At 72.5% G+C, this 21,084-nt stretch carries 20 protein-coding genes; 12 read left to right on the top strand and 8 right to left on the bottom strand.

Annotated elements, in window-relative coordinates:
- Positions 1 to 8: 8 nt before the first annotated feature.
- Entirely contained in the window at positions 9 to 449 is a 441-nt protein-coding gene (locus tag IEZ17_RS25740) for a guanyl-specific ribonuclease (protein WP_189304015.1), read from the bottom strand.
- A 173-nt stretch (positions 450 to 622) separates the two neighbouring features.
- On the opposite strand from IEZ17_RS25740, the gene IEZ17_RS25745 reads away from it, so the two are divergent.
- The 5 genes from IEZ17_RS25745 to IEZ17_RS25765 all read left to right on the top strand — a co-directional run bounded on the left by IEZ17_RS25745 (position 623) and on the right by IEZ17_RS25765 (position 4,912).
- Positions 623 to 1,006: a VOC family protein gene (locus IEZ17_RS25745; RefSeq protein WP_189304017.1), complete on the top strand. Its 384-nt coding sequence runs from the start codon at positions 623 to 625 to the stop codon at positions 1,004 to 1,006.
- 81 nt (positions 1,007 to 1,087) lie between these two features.
- Positions 1,088 to 1,717: a helix-turn-helix domain-containing protein gene (locus IEZ17_RS25750; protein WP_189304019.1), complete on the top strand. Its 630-nt coding sequence runs from the start codon at positions 1,088 to 1,090 to the stop codon at positions 1,715 to 1,717.
- A 49-nt stretch (positions 1,718 to 1,766) separates the two neighbouring features.
- Positions 1,767 to 1,949 carry a DUF6126 family protein gene (locus IEZ17_RS25755; RefSeq protein ID WP_189304021.1) on the top strand — a complete coding sequence of 61 codons (183 nt, stop codon included), beginning with the start codon at positions 1,767 to 1,769 and terminating at the stop codon, positions 1,947 to 1,949.
- 194 nt (positions 1,950 to 2,143) lie between these two features.
- On the top strand, positions 2,144 to 4,087 hold the full coding sequence (locus IEZ17_RS25760) for a glycoside hydrolase family 84 protein (RefSeq protein WP_189304023.1): 1,944 nt from the start codon (positions 2,144 to 2,146) through the stop codon (positions 4,085 to 4,087).
- A gap of 150 nt (positions 4,088 to 4,237) precedes the next feature.
- A complete protein-coding gene (locus IEZ17_RS25765; RefSeq protein WP_189304025.1) occupies positions 4,238 to 4,912 on the top strand; it encodes a thiaminase II/PqqC family protein in 675 nt (224 codons plus the stop codon).
- A 94-nt stretch (positions 4,913 to 5,006) separates the two neighbouring features.
- Here IEZ17_RS25765 and alc read toward each other — a convergent pair whose 3' ends face one another.
- The 4 genes from alc to IEZ17_RS25785 form a co-directional block, all read right to left on the bottom strand.
- Positions 5,007 to 6,137, bottom strand: coding sequence for an allantoicase (gene alc, locus IEZ17_RS25770; RefSeq protein ID WP_189304027.1), 1,131 nt, complete (start codon positions 6,135 to 6,137; stop codon positions 5,007 to 5,009).
- Complete coding sequence (allB, locus tag IEZ17_RS25775; protein ID WP_189304028.1) at positions 6,134 to 7,474, bottom strand: allantoinase AllB; 1,341 nt, start codon at positions 7,472 to 7,474, stop codon at positions 6,134 to 6,136. Before allB ends, alc begins: the two co-directional genes overlap by 4 nt.
- A 170-nt stretch (positions 7,475 to 7,644) precedes the next feature.
- Positions 7,645 to 9,198, bottom strand: a complete 1,554-nt coding sequence (locus tag IEZ17_RS25780; RefSeq protein WP_229852624.1) for an NCS1 family nucleobase:cation symporter-1 — start codon at positions 9,196 to 9,198, stop codon at positions 7,645 to 7,647.
- Positions 9,199 to 9,247: 49 nt separating this feature from the next.
- On the bottom strand, positions 9,248 to 10,042 hold the full coding sequence (locus tag IEZ17_RS25785) for an aspartate/glutamate racemase family protein (protein ID WP_189304031.1): 795 nt from the start codon (positions 10,040 to 10,042) through the stop codon (positions 9,248 to 9,250).
- Positions 10,043 to 10,300: 258 nt separating this feature from the next.
- Between IEZ17_RS25785 and IEZ17_RS25790 the strand changes: the two genes are divergently transcribed.
- Positions 10,301 to 11,104 carry an IclR family transcriptional regulator gene (locus tag IEZ17_RS25790; RefSeq protein ID WP_189304033.1) on the top strand — a complete coding sequence of 268 codons (804 nt, stop codon included), beginning with the start codon at positions 10,301 to 10,303 and terminating at the stop codon, positions 11,102 to 11,104.
- A gap of 19 nt (positions 11,105 to 11,123) precedes the next feature.
- Here the strand turns inward: IEZ17_RS25790 and IEZ17_RS25795 are convergent, their stop codons facing one another.
- Both IEZ17_RS25795 and IEZ17_RS25800 read right to left on the bottom strand, forming a co-directional pair.
- Positions 11,124 to 11,414 (bottom strand): DUF5955 family protein, encoded by a 291-nt coding sequence (locus tag IEZ17_RS25795; protein WP_189304035.1) that lies wholly within the window; start codon positions 11,412 to 11,414, stop codon positions 11,124 to 11,126.
- Positions 11,415 to 11,547: 133 nt separating this feature from the next.
- Positions 11,548 to 13,257, bottom strand: coding sequence for a serine/threonine-protein kinase (locus tag IEZ17_RS25800; RefSeq protein WP_229852626.1), 1,710 nt, complete (start codon positions 13,255 to 13,257; stop codon positions 11,548 to 11,550).
- Positions 13,258 to 13,646: 389 nt separating this feature from the next.
- Between IEZ17_RS25800 and IEZ17_RS25805 the strand changes: the two genes are divergently transcribed.
- The 3 genes from IEZ17_RS25805 (at position 13,647) to aceB (ending at position 16,545) form a co-directional block, all read left to right on the top strand.
- Positions 13,647 to 13,871 carry a hypothetical protein gene (locus tag IEZ17_RS25805; protein WP_189304039.1) on the top strand — a complete coding sequence of 75 codons (225 nt, stop codon included), beginning with the start codon at positions 13,647 to 13,649 and terminating at the stop codon, positions 13,869 to 13,871.
- 112 nt (positions 13,872 to 13,983) lie between these two features.
- Complete coding sequence (locus IEZ17_RS25810; RefSeq protein ID WP_229852632.1) at positions 13,984 to 14,562, top strand: nucleotidyltransferase family protein; 579 nt, start codon at positions 13,984 to 13,986, stop codon at positions 14,560 to 14,562.
- A 342-nt stretch (positions 14,563 to 14,904) separates the two neighbouring features.
- Positions 14,905 to 16,545, top strand: coding sequence for a malate synthase A (aceB, locus tag IEZ17_RS25815; protein ID WP_189304043.1), 1,641 nt, complete (start codon positions 14,905 to 14,907; stop codon positions 16,543 to 16,545).
- A gap of 229 nt (positions 16,546 to 16,774) precedes the next feature.
- Here the strand turns inward: aceB and IEZ17_RS25820 are convergent, their stop codons facing one another.
- Positions 16,775 to 18,142 (bottom strand): M20/M25/M40 family metallo-hydrolase, encoded by a 1,368-nt coding sequence (locus IEZ17_RS25820; RefSeq protein ID WP_268249847.1) that lies wholly within the window; start codon positions 18,140 to 18,142, stop codon positions 16,775 to 16,777.
- Positions 18,143 to 18,565: 423 nt separating this feature from the next.
- Between IEZ17_RS25820 and IEZ17_RS25825 the strand changes: the two genes are divergently transcribed.
- The 3 genes from IEZ17_RS25825 to IEZ17_RS25835 all read left to right on the top strand — a co-directional run bounded on the left by IEZ17_RS25825 (position 18,566) and on the right by IEZ17_RS25835 (position 21,076).
- Complete coding sequence (locus IEZ17_RS25825) at positions 18,566 to 19,120, top strand: TetR/AcrR family transcriptional regulator (protein ID WP_189304047.1); 555 nt, start codon at positions 18,566 to 18,568, stop codon at positions 19,118 to 19,120.
- A 101-nt stretch (positions 19,121 to 19,221) separates the two neighbouring features.
- Complete coding sequence (locus IEZ17_RS25830; protein WP_189304049.1) at positions 19,222 to 20,046, top strand: GNAT family N-acetyltransferase; 825 nt, start codon at positions 19,222 to 19,224, stop codon at positions 20,044 to 20,046.
- A gap of 163 nt (positions 20,047 to 20,209) precedes the next feature.
- A complete protein-coding gene (locus IEZ17_RS25835) occupies positions 20,210 to 21,076 on the top strand; it encodes a chitosanase (protein WP_189304051.1) in 867 nt (288 codons plus the stop codon).
- Positions 21,077 to 21,084 lie beyond the last annotated feature (8 nt).

Here is a 21,084-nt window from a genome sequence, read left to right on the forward strand (position 1 = left end):
GCTGCGTATCAGCAGCTGCGGTCGACGAGGTTGAAGGTCTTGTAGTGGTCGGCGGTGTAGTAGTCCTCCTGCGGCTGCTCACCGGTCACGATGCGCCGGGCACCGCGAGTGGGCGCGCCCGGAGTGATGACGGTGTACTCGTGGTAGTAGTCCGACGCGCTCTGGGCCGGGAGGACGCCTTCGGTGTTGGTGAAGACCGACCCGTCCTTCCCCGGGTACGGGAACGGGCCGCCCTGGTCGATCAGCGACAGGGTGTCGTGGGCCTGGGAGGGGAGCTGGGAATAGCAGACACTGCCCACGTCGTTGGCGTGGACGGTCCTGACGTGGGCCGTGGCCACATGGGTCGTGGCGACGGCCGGCGTCGCGGCGACCGCGGTCCCGCCGATGAGCAGGGCCGATGCGAGGGCGCCCGCGGCGCCGATCTTCGTAATCCGTGGGGGGATTCTCATGCCGTCCAGAATGACGCGCGTAGACATGCCCCTGTCAATCCCAAGGAGCTTAAGTTTCCCGGGAGTTCACAGGGACACCCCGAGGAAACCCCAATTGTTCCGTTTCACCGGCCGCGTGTTCCCCTTGACCGGTCACGAGTTCCGTTTTCCGACACCCCCTGGAGGGCCGCCTCATGCACGTCAAAGACTTCGACCACCTGGTGCTCACCGTGGAGGACATCGAGCGCTCGCTGGCCTTCTACTGCGGCCCCCTCGGCCTGGAGCCGGTCCGGGTCGACGAATGGCGGGCGGGCGAGGCGCCGTTCCCCTCGGTGCGGGTGACCCCGTCCACCATCATCGACCTGGTCACCGGCCCCCGCACCGGGTCCAACGTCGACCACATCTGTCTGGTCGTCGACCCACTGGACTGGCAGCAGGTCATCGACTCGGGCCGCTTCACGGTGCTGGAGGGCCCGGTCGGCCGGTACGGGGCACGCGGCGAGGCGCAGTCGATCTACGTGTCCGACCCCGACGGCAACACCGTCGAACTCCGCTGGTACCCCCAGGACGCCGCGTAACGGCCACGGACCCTTCGGCCGGCTCGTTGCCTCAGAGGCAAATCTTTTGCCTCTGAGGTGAGGGCTGGCTATACCGGAGCCATGACCGAGCTCCCCGACGAGCCCTCCGGAGCCCCTCCGGAGGAGCTCGCCACCGTCGCCCCCCGCCTTCGTGACCTGCGACGACGCGGCGGGCTGACGCTGGAGGCCGCGGCCCGGCGGGTGGGGCTCTCGCCGGCGCACCTGTCCCGACTGGAGACCGGTCAGCGGCAGCCGTCGCTGCCGATGCTGCTGGCACTGGCCCGTACGTACGGCACCACGGTATCCGACCTGCTCGGCGAGACCGCGCCCGAGCACGACCCCATCGTGCGGGCCGGGCGGGCCGAGCCGTCGGAGGCCGGCGGCTGGACGTACTGGACCGTCGGCGGCGCCGGGCGCGCGATGCAGTCGCTGCGGGTCCGGGTGCCGTACCGGGCGCAGCGCGAGCTGGTGCGGGTGCACCCCGGCGAGGAGTGGCTGTACGTCCTCTCGGGACGGCTGCGGCTGACCCTCGGCGAGGCGGTGCACGTGCTGGACCCGGGCGACGCCGCGCACTTCGACTCGCTGACCCCGCACCGGATCGCCGCCGCGACCCGCGGCGGTACGGAGCTGCTGTTCGTGCACACGCTGCTCCAGAGCGGCGCCGCCGGGCTGTGCCTGGGCGACGGGCCGCCGTCACACCGCGGGGTCTGAGCCCGCACCGTCCGCCGTTCACCGTTCCGGAAGGGAAGGTCCGTTCGCCGTGCCCGAAAACTCCACCCCCGTTTCCCCTCTCCCCTCGACTCCCGAGCCACCCGCCTCACCGAAGTACGTCGAGAACAAGCCACCGCGCGGGCTGTACGTGCGGGTCTTCGTCTATGTCGTCGCCACCCATGTGCTGCTGGCCTTCATGAGTCTGCTGGTGATCATCGCCAAGTCCCGCTAGCCGGGGCCTGTCCGGTGGGTCAGGGCCGGACGGCCCCAGGGCGCGCCGCTCCACGGAGTACGCCCCCTTGCCCCGTCCCGGCGATCGGGTGACCCTGCTGCCACCGTGTCCGACGCGCGACCGGCAGCGCACCCCGGCGCGACGCACGCACCAGACTCGTCCCTGAACCTCGCTGCACCGAGGAGGACCGAAGGATGCACCGTACGCGCACCACGGCTGCCACCGCGCTCGCCGTGGCCCTCGCCGTGATCCCCCTGGCGGGCATGTCCGGGTCATCGGGCGCCGCTGCGGCCCGGATCGCCGACGCCGGGGACAGCCCCGGAGCCGCCGCCTCCGTCTCCCCCACCCCGCAGTCCGTCCACGACCGCTCCGATCACGTCACCATCACCCGCTCCGTGACCGTCGTCGCCGGACCGGGAACCGACGCCCCGGCGCTGGCGCTGGTCACCAGGACGCTGAAGGACGCCGGCGCCCGGCACGTCGTACGGGCCGGGAGGGCGACGTCCCGGGACGGGCAGCTGACCGTCTACGTGGACGGGGCGGGTGCGGCCCGGACGCTGCGGGAGCTGGACGCCGGGGGCGCCGGCGGGCTGCCGGCCGACGGGTACGCGCTGGCCATCGGCGCCGGCCGGATCGCGCTGGCCGGCAAGGACGCCACCGGCACGTACTACGCCGCCCAGACGCTGCGTCAGCTGCTGCCGCACAGCGACCGGCCCGGCGCCCGTGTACGCGGCACCGCCGTTCGGGACTGGCCGGCGACCCCGCTGCGCGGTGTCATCGAGGGCTTCTACGGGACCCCGTGGTCCCATCAGGCCCGCCTCGACCAGCTCGACTTCTCCGCCGAGCACAAGATGAACATCTACGTCTACTCCCCCAAGGACGACGCCTACCTCCGGGAGAAGTGGCGCGACCGCTACCCCGCAGGCCGGCTGGCGCAGATCAAGGAGCTGGTGGACCGGGCGCGGGCGCGGCACGTGGAGTTCACCTACGCGCTCTCCCCCGGCCTGTCCGTCTGCTACAGCTCGGACGCCGACGTCGAGGCGCTGACCGCCAAGTTCGGGACGCTGTGGGACATCGGCGTACGGACCTTCGCGGTGCCGCTGGACGACATCAGCTACACCAAGTGGAACTGCGCCGCCGACAAGGCGAGGTTCGGGACCGGCGGCGGGGCGGCCGGGGCCGCGCAGTCGCAGCTGCTGAACCGGGTCAACCGGGAGTTCATCGCCCGGCATCGGGGAGCGCAGCCGCTCCAGATGGTGCCGACCGAGTACGCCGACCTGAAGGCGTCGCCGTACAAGAAGGCGCTGGCGACCCGGCTGGACCGGAACGTGCTGGTGGAGTGGACGGGCGTGGGCGTCATCGCGCCGACCATCAGCGTCGCGCAGGCGCGGCAGGCCCGGGACCTCTTCGGGCACCGGATCCTGCTCTGGGACAACTACCCGGTCAACGACTACGTGAGCAAGCGGCTGATGCTCGGGCCGTTCAACGGGCGGGCGCCGGGGGTCCCGGGGCGGCTGGCCGGGATCACCGCGAACCCGATGATCCAGCCCGCCGCGTCCGAGCTCGCGCTGCACACCGTGGCCGACTACGTGTGGAACGACCGGGCGTACGACGCGCGGGCGTCCTGGCGGGATGCGATCCGGGAGCTGGCCGGCGGCGACGCCCGTGCGGAGAGGGCGCTGCACGCCTTCGCGGACGTCAACTACACCTCGGCCATCAATCCGCATCAGGCGCCCGAACTGGCCGCCGCCATCGACCGGTTCAGGGAGGACGGCCGGGCCGGGCGGCTGGACGGGGTGCTGCGCGACCTCCGGAACGCGCCGGCCGTGCTGCGCGACCGGCTCGACTCCCGGGCGTTCGTCCGGGAGAGCAAGCCGTGGCTGGACGCCACCCGGGCCTGGGGGGACGCGGCCCGCGACGCGCTCCGACTGATCGAGGCGGACCGGGCGGGCGACACCGCCACGGCCCGGCAACTGCGACAGCGGATCCCCGAGTTGGTCAAGACGGCGAAGTCGTACGTCTATGTCGACATGAAGGGCAAGCGGATCCCGGTGGTGGTCGGCGACGGGGTGCTGGACACCTTCGTCGCGGACGCACTGGCCGGGCACGGCGCGTCCCGGGCGGCGCGGACGGGCTGACCGCACGTCCGCCGGGCGGGCCGGGCAGCCGGGCGGCGATGAGGTGATTCCGCGCTGACCAGGGCGGGCGTCCTCCGCACCGGAGGGGTGGCCGGGGCCTAATCTGAGGCCCCGGCCACCCGCCTCGCGCCCCCACCGGAGGAGATCCGTATGGCCCGACCCGCCGCCCGCCGGCCGAGTGCAGCCGCCGTCATCGACGACGCGGTGCGCGCGCTCGCCCCGGCACCCGACGCCAACCGGCTCGTCCGCCGTATCGCCACCGGCGAGGCGCCGCGCTCGGTGTTCACCACCTTCGCCCTGGAGCAGCACCAGATCATCGACGCCGACCGGATCAGCTTCCAGCATCTGGCGCGCCGGGCGGACGGCGATCCGCCGATGGCCGACTTCTTCGATCTGCTCGCGCACGGGGAGGGGCTGGCCCTGGAGCAGCTGGCAGCGCTGGCGGACGCCTGCGAGCTGACCGGCCGGGACCTCGCCGCGTACCAGCCGCGCCCCGGCTGCCAGGCGTTCCCCTCCTACGCGGCGCGCCTCGCACTGAGCGCCGAGCCGGCCGACGCCGCCATCGCGATCACCGCCAACTTCGCGGCGTGGAGCGGATATTGCGCGACGGTCCACACCGCGATGCAGGAGCACTACGACTTTCCCGAAGCGGCCCGCGGGTTCTTCGCGCTCTTCGCCGAGCCCTCGCCGGAGCTGGCCGCGCGGGCCCGCGCGGCGGTGCAGCACGGCATCGACACCGGCCAGGCCCGGCCGGCGGCGGCCCACCGCTACGGGCGGCTCCTTCAGGCGTACGAGGTGATGTTCTGGAACTCGGTCGACGAGTGATCCGTTCGCCGGGCGACGACGGCTGCGGCGGACGGGCCCCGGGAACGGGCGGGCTTCCCTGATCATCCGTCAGGGGTGCCCGCCCGCCGGTGCGTCAGCGGCCCGGTTCCCGGTGCCGGGCCTCCAGGCGCGCGGTCCCCTCCGGGGTGAGGGAGCCGTGCAGCCGGAGCCGGGCGATCCCGCCGTCCGGGAAGATGTCGATCCGTACGTGGGTCACCGCGGGTGCGTCGTGCAGCAGGAAGCGGTGGACGGTGTCGGGCTGGAGCCGGGTGCGGGGCAGCAGTTCGGTCCAGTCGCCGCTCTCGCCGTCGCGCCCGGACAGGGCCGCCCAGCCGGCGGAGTTGCCCTTGAGATAGCCGGTGTCGATCTCCACGGCGCGGATCACGGACTGCTCGGTGAGGCGGTAGCGGACCCAGTCGTTTCCGGAGCCGCGGCGGCGCCGGGTCTCCCAGCCGTCGTCCATCTTGCGGGACCGGCCCGGCTGGATGGTGTTGGTCGGCGAGGAGTAGAAGCGGTCCGAGGCGTCCTCGACCTGGCCGCCGTTCTCCAGCGCGGCGAGGTCGAAGGTGCCCAGCGCGGCCAGCCAGCGGGGTGCCGGGACGACCTCGCCGTGCACCCGGAGGCGGGCGATCCCGCCGTCGGGGTGCTGGTTGAGGCGCAGGTGGGTGAAGCGCCGGGCGGCGTCGACGGCGAAGCCGTTGGCGGCGTGCCCGCCGATGGCGGTGCGCGGGACGAGCGGGGTCCACTCGACGTCGTCGGCGAGGAGTTCGGCCGGTGAGGGCGAGCCCTCGACGCAGGTGCCCTCGATGCTGACGGACTGCGGGTAGTTGCCGCGGAAGTGGGCGGTGTCGACGACGATGCCGTGGATCACGCCGGGCGCGCCGAGGCGGATCAGCGCCCAGTCGTGGTCCTCCTCGGCGGGGAACGGGTGGTCCCCGTCGGTGCCGCGGCGGCGCCGGGTCTCCCAGCCGTCCATGATCTTGCCCTTGTGGCCGAACGCCTCGGGGTCGAAGTGGGCGGCCTCGGGCTTCAGGAGGTTCTCCCGTTCGGCGAAGAACTCGTCGTTGGCGGCGAGCACGCCCGCGCCGAGCCGCCGGTCGGCGAGGTCGGGGAGGTGGGCGAAGGGGAAGCCGGCCGGTCCCGGGGTGCGGTAGTCGGCGTACGGGTCGCCGCCTCCGTAGGGGCCGGCGTCGCCAGTGTAGCGGGGTATGTCGCCGGTCGTCATGCGCGCGGCCTTTCGAGGAGTTCGCCGGCGGGTTCGGCGAGGGTGGTGCCGTCGTTGATCCGCCGGCCGCGCAGCCAGGTGGACCGGACGACGCCGTAGAGGGTCCGGCCCGCGTAGGCGGTGATCTTGTTGCGGTGCTGGAGGGCCTGCGGGTCGACGGTGAAGGTCTCGTCGGGGGCCAGGACCGCGAAGTCGGCGTCCCGGCCGGGCTCGATGGCGCCCTTGTGGTGGAGGCCGACCAGTTCCGCCGGGGCGGCGGACATCCAGCGGACCACGTCCTCCAGGGTGTGGCCGCGCTCGCGGGCGGCGGTCCAGATGGCGGGCAGGCCGAGCTGGAGGGAGGAGATACCGCCCCAGGCGGTGCCGAAGTCGCCGGACTTGAGGTCGGCGGTGGAGGGCGAGTGGTCGGAGACGATGCAGTCGATGGTGCCGTCGGCCAGGCCGGCCCACAGCGCGTCCTGGTTGCCGGCCTCGCGGATCGGCGGGCAGCACTTGAACTCCGTGGCGCCGTCCGGGATTTCCTCGGCGGTCAGGGTCAGGAAGTGCGGGCAGGACTCGACGGTGATCCGGACGCCTTCGGCCTTGGCGGCGGCGATCAGCGGCAGTGCGTCGGCGGAGGACAGGTGCAGGACGTGCACCCGGGCGCTGCGCCGCTTGGCGAGGGCGATCAGTCCGGCGATGGCGTCGTTCTCGGAGACCCGGGGGCGGGAGGCGAGGAAGTCGGCGTACCTGGGGCCGTGCGCCTCGGGGGCCGCCTCCAGGTGGCCGGGGTCCTCGGCGTGCACGATCAGCAGTCCGTCGAAGCCGGCGATCTCGCCGAGCGCGGCGGCCAGCTGCTCCTGGTCGACCTCGGGGAACTCCTCGACGCCGGACGGCGACAGGAAGCACTTGAAGCCGAACACCCCCGCCTCGTGCAGCGGGCGCAGGTCCTTGACGTTGCCGGGGATGGCGCCGCCCCAGAAGCCGACGTCGATATGGGCCTTGCCGCGGGCGACCTCGCGCTTGGTGTCGAGGTGGGCGGTGGTGGTGGTCGGCGGGAGGCTGTTGAGCGGCATGTCCACGAGCGTGGTGATACCGCCGGCCGCGGCGGCGCGGGTGGCGGTCCAGAAGCCCTCCCACTCCGTGCGGCCCGGGTCGTTGACGTGTACGTGGGTGTCCACGAGGCCGGGCAGCAGGACATCGTCCCCGAAGTCCTCGACCCGTGCTCCAGCCGGGGCCTCGGCGTCGTGCGGCAGTACGGCCGCGATCTTCCCGTCCCTGACGGTGACCGTCGCGGCGCGGGTCCCCTCGGGGGTGACGACGCGCGTGGAGCGCAGCACCAGCTCTGTTTCGGACACCCAGTACCTCCTCGTATCGTTCTCTTCAATGGTCGCGGGCCGACGGCCGAGGGGCGCGCCCGCCGGGGGCCGTGCGGCCCCTGACGCGCGTCCCCTCATGACGGATCCGTCGCTCGACATACGCAATTCAACAGTCTGTTGAATGAGTCTTCACTTCGCACCCCGGCCCGTCAAGACCCCTTCACGACCGCCGGAGCGGCACCGGCACCGGTCCGCTCCGGCCGCTGCGCCGCCTCCTCGATCCCGCCCCTGACCTGCGACGGAATGATCCCCTGCGGGATCGGACCAGCTTCCGCGGCGGCCCGGGAGCGGCCGGAGACCAGGACGTAGAGCAGCCCGGAGAGCGCCATCCCGAAGATCCAGGAGAACGGCGCCACCGCACCGAAGGCCGGTATCAGCGCCAGCGAAGCGGCGACCGCGGCGGCCGGCAGGAAGGCGATCACGGCCTTCGGGTTGTAGCCCCGGCGGTAGAAGTACGCCCCCTCGGCATCGGCCGAAAACAGCGCGTCGACATCGATCCGGCCGCGCCGTACCAGGTAGTAGTCGACGAGCAGGATCGCCACCAGCGGGCCGAGGAAGGCCCCCAACGCCCCCAGGAAGTACTGGATCACCAGCGCCGAGGAGTACAGCTTCCAGGGCATGACCAGGATGGCCAGCACCGCGGTGATCATGCCGCCGCGCTTGAAGTCCAGGTGCTTCGGCGCCAGGTTGGCGAAGTCGTAGGCGGGCGAGACGAAGTTGGCCACGACGTTGATGCCGATGGTGGCGATGATGAAGGCGAGCGCGCCGATGACGGTGACCACCGGGTTGTCGATCTTCTGGATCACCTTCACCGGGTCGTAGATCGCCTCGCCGAAGACCGAGATGGTGCCCGCGGTGACCAGGACGGCGACCACGGCGAAGGCGGTGAAGTTCACCGGCAGGCCGATCAGGTTGCCCCGCCGGTAGGAGCGGTGGTCGGGCGTGAAGCGGGCGAAGTCCGCGTAGTTGAGGACGAGGGTCAGGAAGGTGGCCACGGTCAGGCTGACCGCGATCAGGCTCTGCCGGGCCTGCGCGGCGCCGCCGAGGCCGGTGAGACTGCGGGTCAGCGAGATGTCGCCGTGCGCCTTGACGACCAGGTAGACCGCGAGCGCGAGGACGACGAGCCAGACCACCGGCCCGGTCGCGAAGTCCTGCACCTTGCGGATGAACTCCATGCCCCGGGTCAGCAGCACGGCCTGGAGCCCCCACATCACCATGAACGCGATCCAGCCGAGGGTGGACAGGCCCAGCACCGAGTTGTGGTGGTAGGCGTCCAGGCCGGGCGCGATCTGGAGCGTCAGCAGCACCACGGCGGTGGACGCCAGCCAGGTCTGGATGCCGTACCAGGCCACGGCCATCACCGCCCGCAGCAGGGCCGGGACGTTCGCCCCGTAGACGCCCCAGCTGGCGCGGGCGAGCACGGGGTAGGGGACGCCGGTCCGGTGCCCAGCGTGCCCCATCCGGTTCATCAGCCAGTACACGATCGTGATGCCGGACAGCAGCGCGAGGAACACCTGCCAGGCCGGCAGGCCGAGCACGAAGAGGCTGGCGGCGAAGGCGTAGTTGCTGATCGCGTGGGTGTCGGACATCCACAGCGCGAAGACGCTGTAGGTGCCCCATTTGCGTTCGAGGGCGGGCGCGAGGTCCTCGTTGAAGAGCCGCGGGTCCGGCGCCGCCGGGCGGTGCTGCGGGGGTGTGCTCATGTGTCCTCCCAGGCAGATCGGGTGGATCCTGGATGTCAGCTGCCAGTTGTCAGATGCCTGATGTCTGTCCGGAAAATTCGGTGTGCCGTGCGGTGTCCTGCGAGAACGCGGCGTCACGGGCGAGGTGGCTGCTCAGCGGCCAGGAGCCGATGACCTTCGGGCGCGGCGGCGCGAAGCTGCGCCCCGTGCTGGTGGTGAGCCCGAGGCCGACGACCGCCTCCGCGAACTTCACCGCGGCGGCGACCCCGTCCACGACGGGCACCCCGAGCGCCGCGGAGACCTTCTCCTGGAGCCCGGCCATCCCGCCGCACCCGAGGCAGACCGCCTCGGCCCCGGCCCGGACCACCTCGCGCGCCGTCTCGACGATCACCTCGACGGTGCGCAGGGGGTCCTCCTCCAGCTCCAGGACGCCGAGCCCGGTGCCGCGTACGGCGGCGCAGCGCTGGAGCAGCCCCGCGGTGAGCAGCCGGTCCCGGATCTGCGGCACGGAGCGGTCGAGGGTGGTGACGATCCCGTACGCGTGCCCCAGCATCATCGCCATCTGGGCGGCGCTCTCGGTGATGTCCAGGACGGGGACGTCCAGCAGCTCCTGGGCGCCCTCCCGGCCCGGCTCGCCGAAGCCCGCCATGACCAGCGCGTCGAAGGGCACGTCCAGGGTGGCCAGCCGGTCCAGGACGGCGGCGGCGCTGAGGTACCCCTCGAAGTGGCCCTCGATCGACTCGGGGCCCCACAGGGGCTCGGTGGCCAGGATCTCGGTACCCGGTGCGGCGACCGCGGTGGCGGTCGCACGGATCGAGGCAGTCATGGAAGCCGTGGTGTTCGGGTTCATGACGAGAATGCGCATGACGCTCCAGCCATTTGGAGGATTCCACAGAATGGACAGTAGGTTTCGCGGAGCAGAACGTAGCTATGGCCACTGGCACCGTCAAGAGATCTGCGCAAGGACGTGGCACCTTGGGACATACAGGCCCTGACCGGCGGGAACGACTGTGCGATAGGCCGTGTGCCTGCGCGGTGTGACCGGTAGGCTGCTCCGGTCGGGCCCGGCGCCCGCAAGCCCCAGAGCCGAGACCGATCAGACCCGCCCCGAAAGGAACGCGACGTGCCGCCGTCCAGCGCCAGCACCTCCGCCGCCGAAGCCAAGCCCGCAGGCGCCAGCGGCGGCGTCCAGTCCCTTGAGCGCGCCTTCGACCTCCTGGAGCGGATGGCCGACGCGGGGGGCGAGGTCGGGCTGAGCGAGCTCTCCACCAGCAGCGGACTGCCGCTCCCCACCATCCACCGCCTGATGCGCACGCTCGTCGCCTGCGGCTACGTCCGGCAGCAGCCCAACCGCCGGTACGCCCTCGGACCGCGCCTGATCCGGCTCGGCGAGAGTGCCTCGCGGCTGCTGGGCACCTGGGCGCGCCCGTTCCTGGCCCGCCTGGTGGAGGAGACCGGCGAGACCGCCAACATGGCGCTCCTCGACGGCGACGAGATCGTCTACGTGGCCCAGGTCCCGTCCCGGCACGCGGTCCGCATGTTCACCGAGGTCGGCCGCCGGGTGCTGCCGCACTCCACGGGCGTGGGCAAGGCCCTGCTTGCCAACCACCCGCCGGAGGAGGTCCGCGCCCTCCTCGGCCGTACGGGCATGCCGGCCGCGACCGAGAAGACCATCACCGACCCGGACCGCTTCCTCGACGCGCTCGCCGACGTCCGCCGGCTCGGCTACGCGGTCGACGACAACGAGCAGGAGATCGGCGTCCGCTGCTTCGCGGTCCCGGTGCCCAACTCCCCCACCTCGGCGGCCATCTCCATCTCGGGCCCGACGGGCCGGGTGACGGAGGCCTCCACGGACAAGATCGTGCCGGTGCTCCAGGAGGTCGCGGCGCAGCTGTCGGTGGCGCTCGCCAACCAGACTCCGGCGTGACGAAGGCGAGCTGCCGGGGTCACCGCCCCCTCGGCAGCTCGCCGAACCGGTCGATCCGCTCGCGGACCTCGGACAGCGCGGGCGACAGCGCGCTCACCGAGCCGACCGCCCCGGCGATCAGCAGCAGTGAGCGGCGCAACCGCGGCACCTCCGGCATCCCGTGGCTCATCATCGCGTCCAGTGCGGCCAGCTCGTCATCGGCAGCCGCACGGTCCGGTAACTCCCCGGGCAGCACGGCCAGTTGACGGCGCAGCCGGGCCACCGCCACCCGCAGGTCCTGGACCCGCGCGTCGCCGCCGACGCCGGTCACTCGTGTGTCCCTCCGCAGCTGTTCCACAACGACGGCGCCCTCCAAGGCCGTTGCCGTTCCACGATGCGGCACAGTTAACGCCACTCTGCGCTGCCCGCGCCATACGGAGAGCGAAAAAACCGATCACCGGCGCTCAGGAGCCCTGCTGCGGGGCCACCGCGTCGCGCCAGACCCGGACGTCGAGGGTCACATAGCTGCTCGGGTCCGAGTCCGCCGACTTGCCCTGGAACGTGATCAGCGCGATCGTGCCGCTGCTGGTGGTCACGCACATCTGCGAGCCCTCGGTGAGCAGGCTGATGTCCACGCGCGGGGTGAAGCGGGTCTCGCTGCGGCAGGTGTCGAGCGTGCCCTGCTGGTCTGGTTTGAGCAGCACCAGCTTTTCGTCAGGAGCGTGGATACCGCCGTCCGAGTTGTCGTTCCCGTCGAGCGCGGCGTCGGCCTCCTCGGCGTGCGTGTTCTTCGGCGTGACGGGGTCGTCGGCGAAGGACAGGTAGTAACCGTGGGGCAGCTCGATGCCCTCGGTGTCGACCGGCTGCGGATCCTCCTGCGGCGGCTGAGGGGTGTCGGATCCGGTGCCGGTGGGGGTCGGCGTTCCGGTGGCGGCCTTCGGCTTGTGGTCGGCGGACTGGCCGGTCTTCGTCCGGCCGTCGCTCTTCATCACGACGTACACCGCGCCGCCACCCGCGCCCGCGACGGCCAGCGCGCCGGCCAGCACCAGGGCCACGGCCGACCTCCTGCGCTTCTTCTTGGGAGGCGGGGGAGCCGACGTGCCGGCGGACGGGGCGGACGCCGCCGCGCCGAAGCCGGGCGGCGGGGTGCGGGGGTGGTCCAGCGCGGTCGGCACCGGGGCGGCGGGCGGGGCCGGTGGCTGCGCCGGGTGGGTCGCGACGCCGGCCTCGGGGGCTTCCGGGGGCGGGGTGGGCCGGGGAGCCGGGGCGGCGACACGGGTGGTGAGGTCGGCGGCGACGGCGGTGGGGAGCCAGTCCTCGGGGCGGCGCAGCTGGGTCTGGCCGGAGGCGGCGGCGCACAGTGCGATGACCTCGGAGACGGACGGCCGGCCGGCCACGTCCTTGGTCAGGCAGCGGCTCACCAACTCCCGTAGCCTGTCCGGTATTCGGGAGAGGTCCGGCTCCTCGTGGACGATGCGGTAGAGGACGCCGTGCGCGGTGCCCCCGCCGAAGGCCGGGGTGCCGGTGGCCGCGTACGCCGCGACCTGGCCGAGCGCGAAGACGTCGGCGGCGGGGGTGATCGAGGTGCCCGCCGCCTGTTCGGGCGCCATGAAGGTGGGGGTGCCGACGGTGACGCCGCTGCCGGTCAGGGAGGGGGCGTCGGCGGCGCGGGCGATCCCGAAGTCGATGACACGCGGGCCGTCGGCGGCCAGCAGGACGTTGGACGGCTTCAGGTCGCGGTGGACGATGCCCGCGCGGTGGATGACCTGGAGCGCCTCGGCGACCCCGGCGACCAGCAACAGCACGGTGGACACCGGGAGTTGGCCGTGCTCGGCGACGGCCGCGGCGAGCGAGGGGCCGGGGACGTAGGCGGTGGCGAGCCAGGGGATGGCGCCGTCGGTGTCGCTGTCGATGACCGGGGCGGTGAACAGCCCCTGGACGCGCTGCGCGGCGTGCACCTCCTGTGTGAACCGGCGGCGGAACTCCGCGTCTTCGCTGAATTCGGGCCGGATCACCTTGATGGCCACCGGGCGCCCGCCGGGCGTGTGGGAGAGATAGACCTTGCCCATCCCGCCCGAGCCGAGCTTCGCCGTGAGGCGGTAGCCCGCGATCGCCCGCGGGTCGTCGCCGTCCAGCGGCTGGAAGATCCCGGACGGCCCCGCGCTGTTCACCACTACGTCCCCCGAAAGTGCCCCCGCGGACCGACCGATTCGGCGGGCCCGCCGCGGTCGGCGCGGCGGGCGCAGGTCCGCGCCGGGGCAGCACCCTATCCGGCCGCGGTCGCGCCGCGACATCCAGGTCCGGAAAGCTGCCGGCAGCTCAGGCGCCGCGTCCGAAGCGCCCGTTCACGTCCGGTTTGACCATCCGCCGGCCGTCGTGCGCGGCTCCGCGCCCGCGCACGCCGCGCGCGTGTCCGGCGCACGGCCCGATCATGCGTCAGCACGTGCGTTCCCCCGGGCACCCGTTGGCGTGGGCATATCCGGTACCAGGCGTACGGCCCGGCGGGATGGAGCATTCTCCCTTCCGGGGAAATATCCGGCATATCACTGGATCGGAGAACGCCATGGAGCCCAACCCAGGCCCCGACACCGGCCCGAACTCCCGTCACGTCAGCGTCGTACAGCTCATCTGCCGCGCGTACGGCCTCGCCGATGCGTCCGAGATCACCGAGGAGCACATACACCGCTACGTGAGCGAACGCCGGCGGGTGGACGAACGGACGCAGCAGCTCCGGGACCGGCTGCGACCGAGGATTCCGCGCCCGCGGGCGTCGGGGGACGCGGCCTGACCCCGGTCGCGCGACGCCGCGCGACGCCATGAGGTAAGCAGTTCCCATGGCACATACAGGGGAGAACGACCGCACCGGGGGGACGGCGGGGGCCGGACGGCCCGAGGGGAAGGTGGCCGGGCTGCTGCTCGCCGCGGGGGGCGGACGGCGGCTGGGGGGACGGCCCAAGGCACTGCTCGACCACAGGGGACGCCCGCTGGTCGAGCATGCCGCGGGGGTACTGCGGGACGGCGGCTGCGGCCCGGTGCACATCGTGCTCGGCGCAGCCGCCGACGCGGTCCGCGAGCGGGCCGATCTGGCGGGGTACACCACCTCGGTGAACCCGGACTGGGCGCAGGGCATGGGCTCCTCGCTCCGGGTGGGCCTGGCCGCGCTGGCCGGTTCGGGGGCGGACGCGGTGGTGGTGTCACTGGTCGACCAGCCGGGCATCGGCGCCGCGGCGGTGGCCAGGGTGGTGGCCGCGTACGAGGGCCGGGACTCGCTGGCCGCGGCGGCGTACGGGGGCAGGCGGGGGCATCCGGCGCTGTTCGGCGCCGCGCGGTGGGCGGACATCGCGGCGAGCGCGGAGGGCGACCGCGGGGCGCGGGACTATCTCCGGCGGCACGCCGCGGCGATCACGCTCGTCGAGTGCGGGGACGTGGCCGAGGCGTACGACATCGACACGCCGGAGGATCTGCGGCGGCTCGAATAGCGGGCGGCGCGGGAAGTGGCGGATGCCACAGCGCGAGCGGGGCGGCGGCGCCCGCGGACCCGGATCAGACGTGTGACCTGCGGACGTCCGCCCGCAGCAGCGGTCATGGAGCGTGACCGCCGTGGCACCGAGAGCCATTTGATCTCGACTTCTGTCGACTCGGAGAATCTCGACATCAACAAACCATTGAAGTTCCGCGATGAGGAAACTAGTCTCCACTGGTCAGAAGCGCCCTGAACCCAAACGGCGCCCGCGACCGTATCTCGGAGCCTGCGGCACCCCGTGCCGCCTCTTGGCGCCCCGGCGGCCGTCAGGCACCGCCGCTGAATGGAGTGACAGCTCATGTCCGCACCAGCGCCGTCCCCGCTGGCCATCGTCGAAGTCGACCCCGCGCACACCCCGGAACGGCAGGGCGAGGTCCTCACCGAGGCCGCTCTCGCCTTCGTCGCCGAGCTGCACCGGCGGTTCACCCCCCGCCGCGACGAGCTGCTCGCCCGCCGCGCCGAGCGCCGCGCCGACATCGCCCGGACCAGCACGCTGGACTTCCTCCCCGAGACCGCGCAGATCCGCGCCGACGACAGCTGGAAGGTCGCCGCGGCCCCGGCCGCCCTCAACGACCGCCGGGTCGAGATCACCGGTCCCACCGACCGCAAGATGACCATCAACGCGCTCAACTCCGGCGCCAAGGTCTGGCTCGCCGACTTCGAGGACGCCTCGGCCCCCACCTGGGAGAACGTCGTCACCGGCCAGCTCAACCTGATCGACGCCTACGAGCGCCGGATCGACTTCACCGACGCCCGCACCGGCAAGTCCTACGCGCTCAAGCCGGCCGAGGAGCTCGCCACCGTCGTGATGCGGCCCCGCGGCTGGCACCTGGAGGAGCGCCACCTCCAGTTCGAGGGCCGCCCGGTCCCCGGCGCGCTGGTCGACTTCGGCCTCTACTTCTTCCACAACGCGCGGCGCCTGCTGGATCTCGGCAAGGGCCCGTACTTCTACCTGCCGAAGACCGAGTCCTACCTGGAGGCCCGCCTCTGGAACGAGATCTTCGTCTTCGCCCAGGACTACGTCGGCATCCCGCAGGGCACCATCCGCGCCACCGTCCTGATCGAGACCATCACCGCCGCGTACGAGATGGAGGAGATCCTCTACGAGCTGCGCGACCACGCCTCGGGCCTGAACGCCGGCCGCTGGGACTACCTCTTCTCCATCGTCAAGAACTTCCGTGACGGCGGCGCCAAGTTCGTCCTCCCCGACCGCAACGCGGTCACGATGACGGCGCCGTTCATGCGCGCCTACACCGAACTGCTGGTCCGCACCTGCCACAAGCGCGGCGCCCACGCCATCGGCGGCATGGCGGCCTTCATCCCCAACCGCCGCGACCCCGAGGCCAACGAGAAGGCCCTCGCCAAGGTCAAGAACGACAAGGACCGGGAGGCCGGGGACGGCTTCGACGGCTCCTGGGTCGCCCACCCCGACCTGGTGCCGGTCGCCCGCGCCTCCTTCGACGCGGTCCTCGGCGACAGGCCCAACCAGAAGGACCGCCTCCGCGAGGACGTCTCGGTCGCCGCCGCGGACCTCATCGCCATCGACTCCCTGGAAGCCAAGCCCACTTACCAGGGCCTGGTCGACGCCGTCCAGGTCGGCACCCGCTACATCGAGGCCTGGCTCCGCGGCCTCGGCGCCGTCGCCATCTTCGGCCTGATGGAGGACGCCGCCACCGCCGAGATCTCCCGCTCCCAGATCTGGCAGTGGGTCGACGCCGGCGTCGTCTTCCAGGAGGAGGGGCACGCCGGCACCAAGGTCACCGCCGACCTGGTCCGCCGGATCGCCGCCGACGAACTCGCCGCCATCCGCACCGAGTTGGGCGAAGAGGCCTTCACCTCCGGCAAGTGGCAGCAGGCCCACGACCTCCTCCTGAAGGTCTCCCTGGACGCCGACTACGCCGACTTCCTCACCCTGCCGGCTTACGAGCTGCTGGGCTGATCCGGCGCGTCGCACCCGACGCGCCGAAGCGGCCGAAGGGCCGGTACGCACCCCCGTGCGGTGGTGGGTACCGGCCCTTCGTCATGCCGTCCGCCGGCGAGGGCGCCGGGAGGGGGAGGCGAAGCGGCGCCCGGTGCCCGGCTGTTGTGCGGTGGCTGTCCGGCTGGTGTCCGGTGGGTGTTTCGTCAGGTCGATGCGCAGGTTGATGCTTTGTCAGGCTGATGCGGGGTCATGTGGCGGCGCCCGCACGGTGTGTGGCGGCGTACTCGGTGAAGAAGGCGGCCTCGGCGAGGAGGGCGGCGCGGAGTTCCGACAGCAGGACGCGTTCGTTGGGGCCGTGGAGGTTGCAGAGGTTGTCCTCCGCGCCGAAGAGCAGGATCTCGGCGCCCGGTGCCGCCTTGGCCAGGCCGTTGACCAGCGGGATGGAGCCGCCGGACGCGGTGTGTACGGGGTCGGCACCCCAGGCGCGGCGCAGGGCGGTGCGGGCGGCGCGGTAGGCGGGGCCGTCGGTGGCGGCCTCGTACCCCGGGCCGGTGTCGCCCGGGGTGACGGTGAGCGGGATGCCGAAGGGGCGCAGGCTGCGCAGATGGCGGACGAGCGCGGCCTGCGCCTCCTTGGGGTCCTGCTGCGGGTGCACGCGGAGGTTGAGCCTGGCGCGGGCGTGCGGGACGACGGCGGAGGCGGCGTGGTCGACGGGCGGGGCGTCCAGGCCGACGACGGTGATCGCCGGGCCGCTCCAGAGGCGTTCGCCGAGGCCGCCGGAACCGATGAGGGGGGTGCCGCGGGGGACGCCGGCCAGCTCGCGGAACTCGTCGTCGGTGAGGGCGGTGCCGGACCAGGGCTCGCGGCGCAGGCCCTCGACGGCGACATCGCCGTGGACGTCGTGGAGGGTGGCGAGAGCCTTGACGAGGACGAGCAGGGCGTCGGGGGCGGCGCCGCCGTACTCGCCGCTGTGGACTGCGGCGCCGAGGGTGCGGGCCTCGACGAAGACCTCGGCGGCGCCGCGCAGGGCGGTGGTGAGGGTGGGGGTGCCGGGCCGGATGCTGCCGGTGTCGGCGATGATCATCGCGTCGCAGGCGAAGAGGTCCGGGTCGGTGGGCGGATAGTCGTCGAAGGCGCTGCCGTACTCCTCCTGACCCTCGATGACGATCTTGAGGCCTACGGGCGGCCGGCCGCCGAACGCGCGCAGCGCCCCGATGTGCACCATCACGTTGGCCTTGTCGTCGGCGATGCCGCGGGCGCGGATGCCGCCCTCGATGTCCGTGGGCTCGAACGGCGGGGAGTCCCAGAGGTGTTCGGCGCCGGGCGGCTGGACGTCGTAGTGGCCGTAGAGGAGGACGGTGGGGGCGTCGGGGGTGGGCGGGGGGACGGTGGCGGTGATGACCGGGGCGGTGTCGGGGAGGTTGAGCTCGCCGATGTCGGTGACGCCGGCGTCCCTGAGGAGGGCGACGACGAGGTCGCGGGCCTGGAGGACCGGTTCGGGCGAGAAGCCGGGGAAGGCGATGGACGGGATGGCGGCGAGGCGTTTCAGGTCGGCGCACAGGCCGTCCATCAGGGCGTCGACGGTGGGCTCCAGCGCGTTGGCTTCGTGGTGCACGCGGGGTCCTTCTCTGTGGCGGCGGGCGTGGCCGCACGGTGACTCACTTTCAGGGCTTATGCAGCATATCGGGCATAAGGGTGCGAGTGTGGTCGCGGTCATGGGGACGGCGGCTTGCACTCGATCCCCTCAGGCCGGAGGGGGCCAGCCTTGTTTCGGGTTCTGTCCGGTGGGTGGGGGCCGGAGGGCTGCACCGGAGTACTCCCCCAGCCTTCTGCCGGGTGGGGGTCCCCCCAGCGGTAGTTGGGGGAGTACCCCGGGGCAGCCCCTCCGACCCCCCACGCGCACCCGGGGCGAAGCGACCCCGACCCGCGCGGTGGGAAAGCCGACGGCGTACGACACGGAGCCCGAGCCGTCGGCGAGCCGCGCCGACCGCAGCTCTTACTATGGACGTAGTAAGAGCGTGGTAAGGGCGGGTGGGACGTGGCAGGGCGGCGGGAGCAGGTGCTGGACGCGGCGATCGAGGTACTGGGAGGTGAGGGGTCCCGGCGGCTGACATACCAGGCGGTGGACGGTGCCGCGGGGGTGCCGACGGGGACCACGTCCAACTACTTCCGCAATCGGGCGGCGCTGATCGAGGGGATCGTGGCCCACCTCCAGGCCCTGGAGCGGCGCGACTGGGAGGCGTTCACGGCCGGCGTCGCCCCGGCCGACCACGGCGAACTGGCTGCGGCGCTGGCCGCGTTCGTACGGCATGCCGTCGGGCCGGCGCGGGTCCGTACGGCCGCGCGGTTCGCGCTGTTCCTGGAGTCCCCCGGCCGGCCGGAGCTGCGGGCACCGCTGGGGCGGGGGCGGCAGGCGGTGCTGGAGTGGAGCACGGAGTGGGCGCGCCGCTGCGGGTCGGCGGCGCCCGAGCGGCACGGGCGGCTGCTGCTGGACTACGTGGACGGTGTGGTACTCCATCAACTCGCCTTTCCAGAGGGCGGGTTCGCGCCGGACGAGGAAATCCGCGAGCTGGTGGGGCGGCTGCTCGGGTGAGCGCCCCGCCCGGACGGGGCGCGGTCCCGCCGCCGCCCCGGGCCGGGCGATCTGGCCCGAAACGCGCGCCGCGCGGTGTGCGGTGTGGTGGAGTGGCGCGGGTGACGAATCATCACCTCGACAGCCGGGCGGCCGAATACCGTGCCGCGTACGACGATCAGGTGCGGGGCCGCGGCTTCGCGCCCGGTGAGCCAGGGGCCGAGCGCGTCGGGCCGGTGCTGCGCAGGGCGGTGCCGGGGCAGGGCGGAGTGATCCTCTACCGCGACCTGGGCGGGCTGAACGGGCCGGAGCTGGACGCGTTCATCGCCGCGCAGCGCGCGCACTTCGCGGCGCTGGGGCAGCCGGTGGAGTGGAAGTACCACGGGCACGACCGGCCGGCCGATCTGCCCGAGCGGCTGCGGGCCGCCGGGTTCACCCCCGAGGCGCCGGAGACGGTGATGATCGGGGAGGCGGCACAGGTGGCGACGGCCGCCGCCGTGCCGCGGCTCCCCCAGGGCGTGCGGCTGCGCGAGGTCACCGCCCGCGCCGACTTCGAGCGGATCCGGGAGCTCGCGGAGGCGGTGTGGGGCGAGGAGTGGGACTGGCTGCCGGATGCCATGGAGAGGTGGGTGTCGGGCGCCGAAGATCCGTGCGTGGTGATGATCGCGGAGTCGCTGGCCGGTGAGGTGATCTGCGCGGGCTGGGTGCGCTTCCACACGGGGACCGAGTTCGCGTCGCTGTGGGGTGGCTCCACACTCCCCAACTGGCGGGGGCAGGGCCTGTACCGGGCGCTGGTGGCGGCGCGGGCAGCGCTGGCCGCGCGGCGCGGGTTCCGCTACGTCCAGGTGGACGCGCTGGAGAGCAGCCGGCCGGTGCTCGCCCGGGTGGGGTTGGTCGCGGCGGCGGTGACCGTCCCGTACGTCTGGCGGCCGGCGGACGCGCACTGAGCACCCTGAACGGCCGACTGCCCGTGCCGATGGGTGTGTTGGCGGTTGCCGGTGCGGGCCGGGAGCTTTCGTTTGACGGGTATACGTCATCTTCCGAGTCTGATAGGAAAGCTTCCTAACGATTGGGGAACCCCCCACGGCCAACTCCGCACAGGAGGACTCCATGCGCACCCGATCGACAGTCAGAGCCCTGCCCAGGACCGCCATCCGCGTCGCGTTCGGCCTCGCGCTGCTCGCCGTCCCCGCAACCGCCGTCGCCACCACGGCCGTTCCGGCCGGCCGGGCGCCCGCGCACACTGCCCCGCACGCCGTACGGGCCGGCACCGGCCTCGACGACCCGGCGAAGAAGGAGATCGCCATGCAGCTGGTCTCCAGTGCGGAGAACTCCTCACTGGACTGGAAGGGCCAGTACGGGTACATAGAAGACATCGGCGACGGCCGCGGCTACACCGGCGGCATCATCGGCTTCACCTCCGGTACGCACGACATGCTGCAACTCGTCGAGCTGTACACGCAGCGCAAGCCGGACAACGTCCTCGCCAAGTACCTGCCGGCACTGCGCAGGGTCGACGGCAGCGATTCACACGACGGGCTGGACCCCGACTACCCGAAGGACTGGAAGCAGGCGGCGCAGGACCCCGATTTCCAGCAGGCGCAGAACGACGAGCGGGACCGGGTGTACTTCGACCCGGCGGTCGGGCAGGGGAAGGCCGACGGGATCGGCGTACTGGGGCAGTTCGCGTACTACGACGCGATCGTGATGCACGGCGACGGCAGCGACCCGACCGGCTTCTCCGGCATCCGCAAGCGCGCCCTGGCCCAGGCGAAGCCGCCGGCTGAGGGCGGCGACGAGAAGACGTATCTGAACGCCTTCCTCGACGCCCGGGTATGGGCGATGAAGCAGGAACAGGCACACAGCGACACCAGCCGGGTGGACACCGAGCAGCGGGTGTTCCTGAACGACGGCAACCTCGATCTGCACACCCCGCTGGACTGGAAGGTGTACGGCGACAGCTACCACATCGGCTGAGCACACCC

Source organism: Streptomyces albospinus, from assembly GCF_014648695.1.
GTDB classification, from domain to species: Bacteria; Actinomycetota; Actinomycetes; order Streptomycetales; family Streptomycetaceae; genus Streptomyces; species Streptomyces albospinus.

Coding starts and splice junctions, on each gene's coding strand:
- IEZ17_RS25835 (WP_189304051.1), top strand. CDS start 20,210: ATGCGCACCCGATCGACAGTCAGAGCCCTGCCCAGGACCGCCATCCGC.
- aceB (WP_189304043.1), top strand. CDS start 14,905: ATGTCCGCACCAGCGCCGTCCCCGCTGGCCATCGTCGAAGTCGACCCC.
- IEZ17_RS25760 (WP_189304023.1), top strand. CDS start 2,144: ATGCACCGTACGCGCACCACGGCTGCCACCGCGCTCGCCGTGGCCCTC.
- IEZ17_RS25750 (WP_189304019.1), top strand. CDS start 1,088: ATGACCGAGCTCCCCGACGAGCCCTCCGGAGCCCCTCCGGAGGAGCTC.
- IEZ17_RS25745 (WP_189304017.1), top strand. CDS start 623: ATGCACGTCAAAGACTTCGACCACCTGGTGCTCACCGTGGAGGACATC.
- IEZ17_RS25780 (WP_229852624.1), bottom strand. CDS start 9,198: ATGAGCACACCCCCGCAGCACCGCCCGGCGGCGCCGGACCCGCGGCTC.
- IEZ17_RS25805 (WP_189304039.1), top strand. CDS start 13,647: ATGGAGCCCAACCCAGGCCCCGACACCGGCCCGAACTCCCGTCACGTC.
- IEZ17_RS25765 (WP_189304025.1), top strand. CDS start 4,238: ATGGCCCGACCCGCCGCCCGCCGGCCGAGTGCAGCCGCCGTCATCGAC.
- IEZ17_RS25785 (WP_189304031.1), bottom strand. CDS start 10,042: ATGCGCATTCTCGTCATGAACCCGAACACCACGGCTTCCATGACTGCC.
- IEZ17_RS25740 (WP_189304015.1), bottom strand. CDS start 449: ATGAGAATCCCCCCACGGATTACGAAGATCGGCGCCGCGGGCGCCCTC.
- alc (WP_189304027.1), bottom strand. CDS start 6,137: ATGACGACCGGCGACATACCCCGCTACACTGGCGACGCCGGCCCCTAC.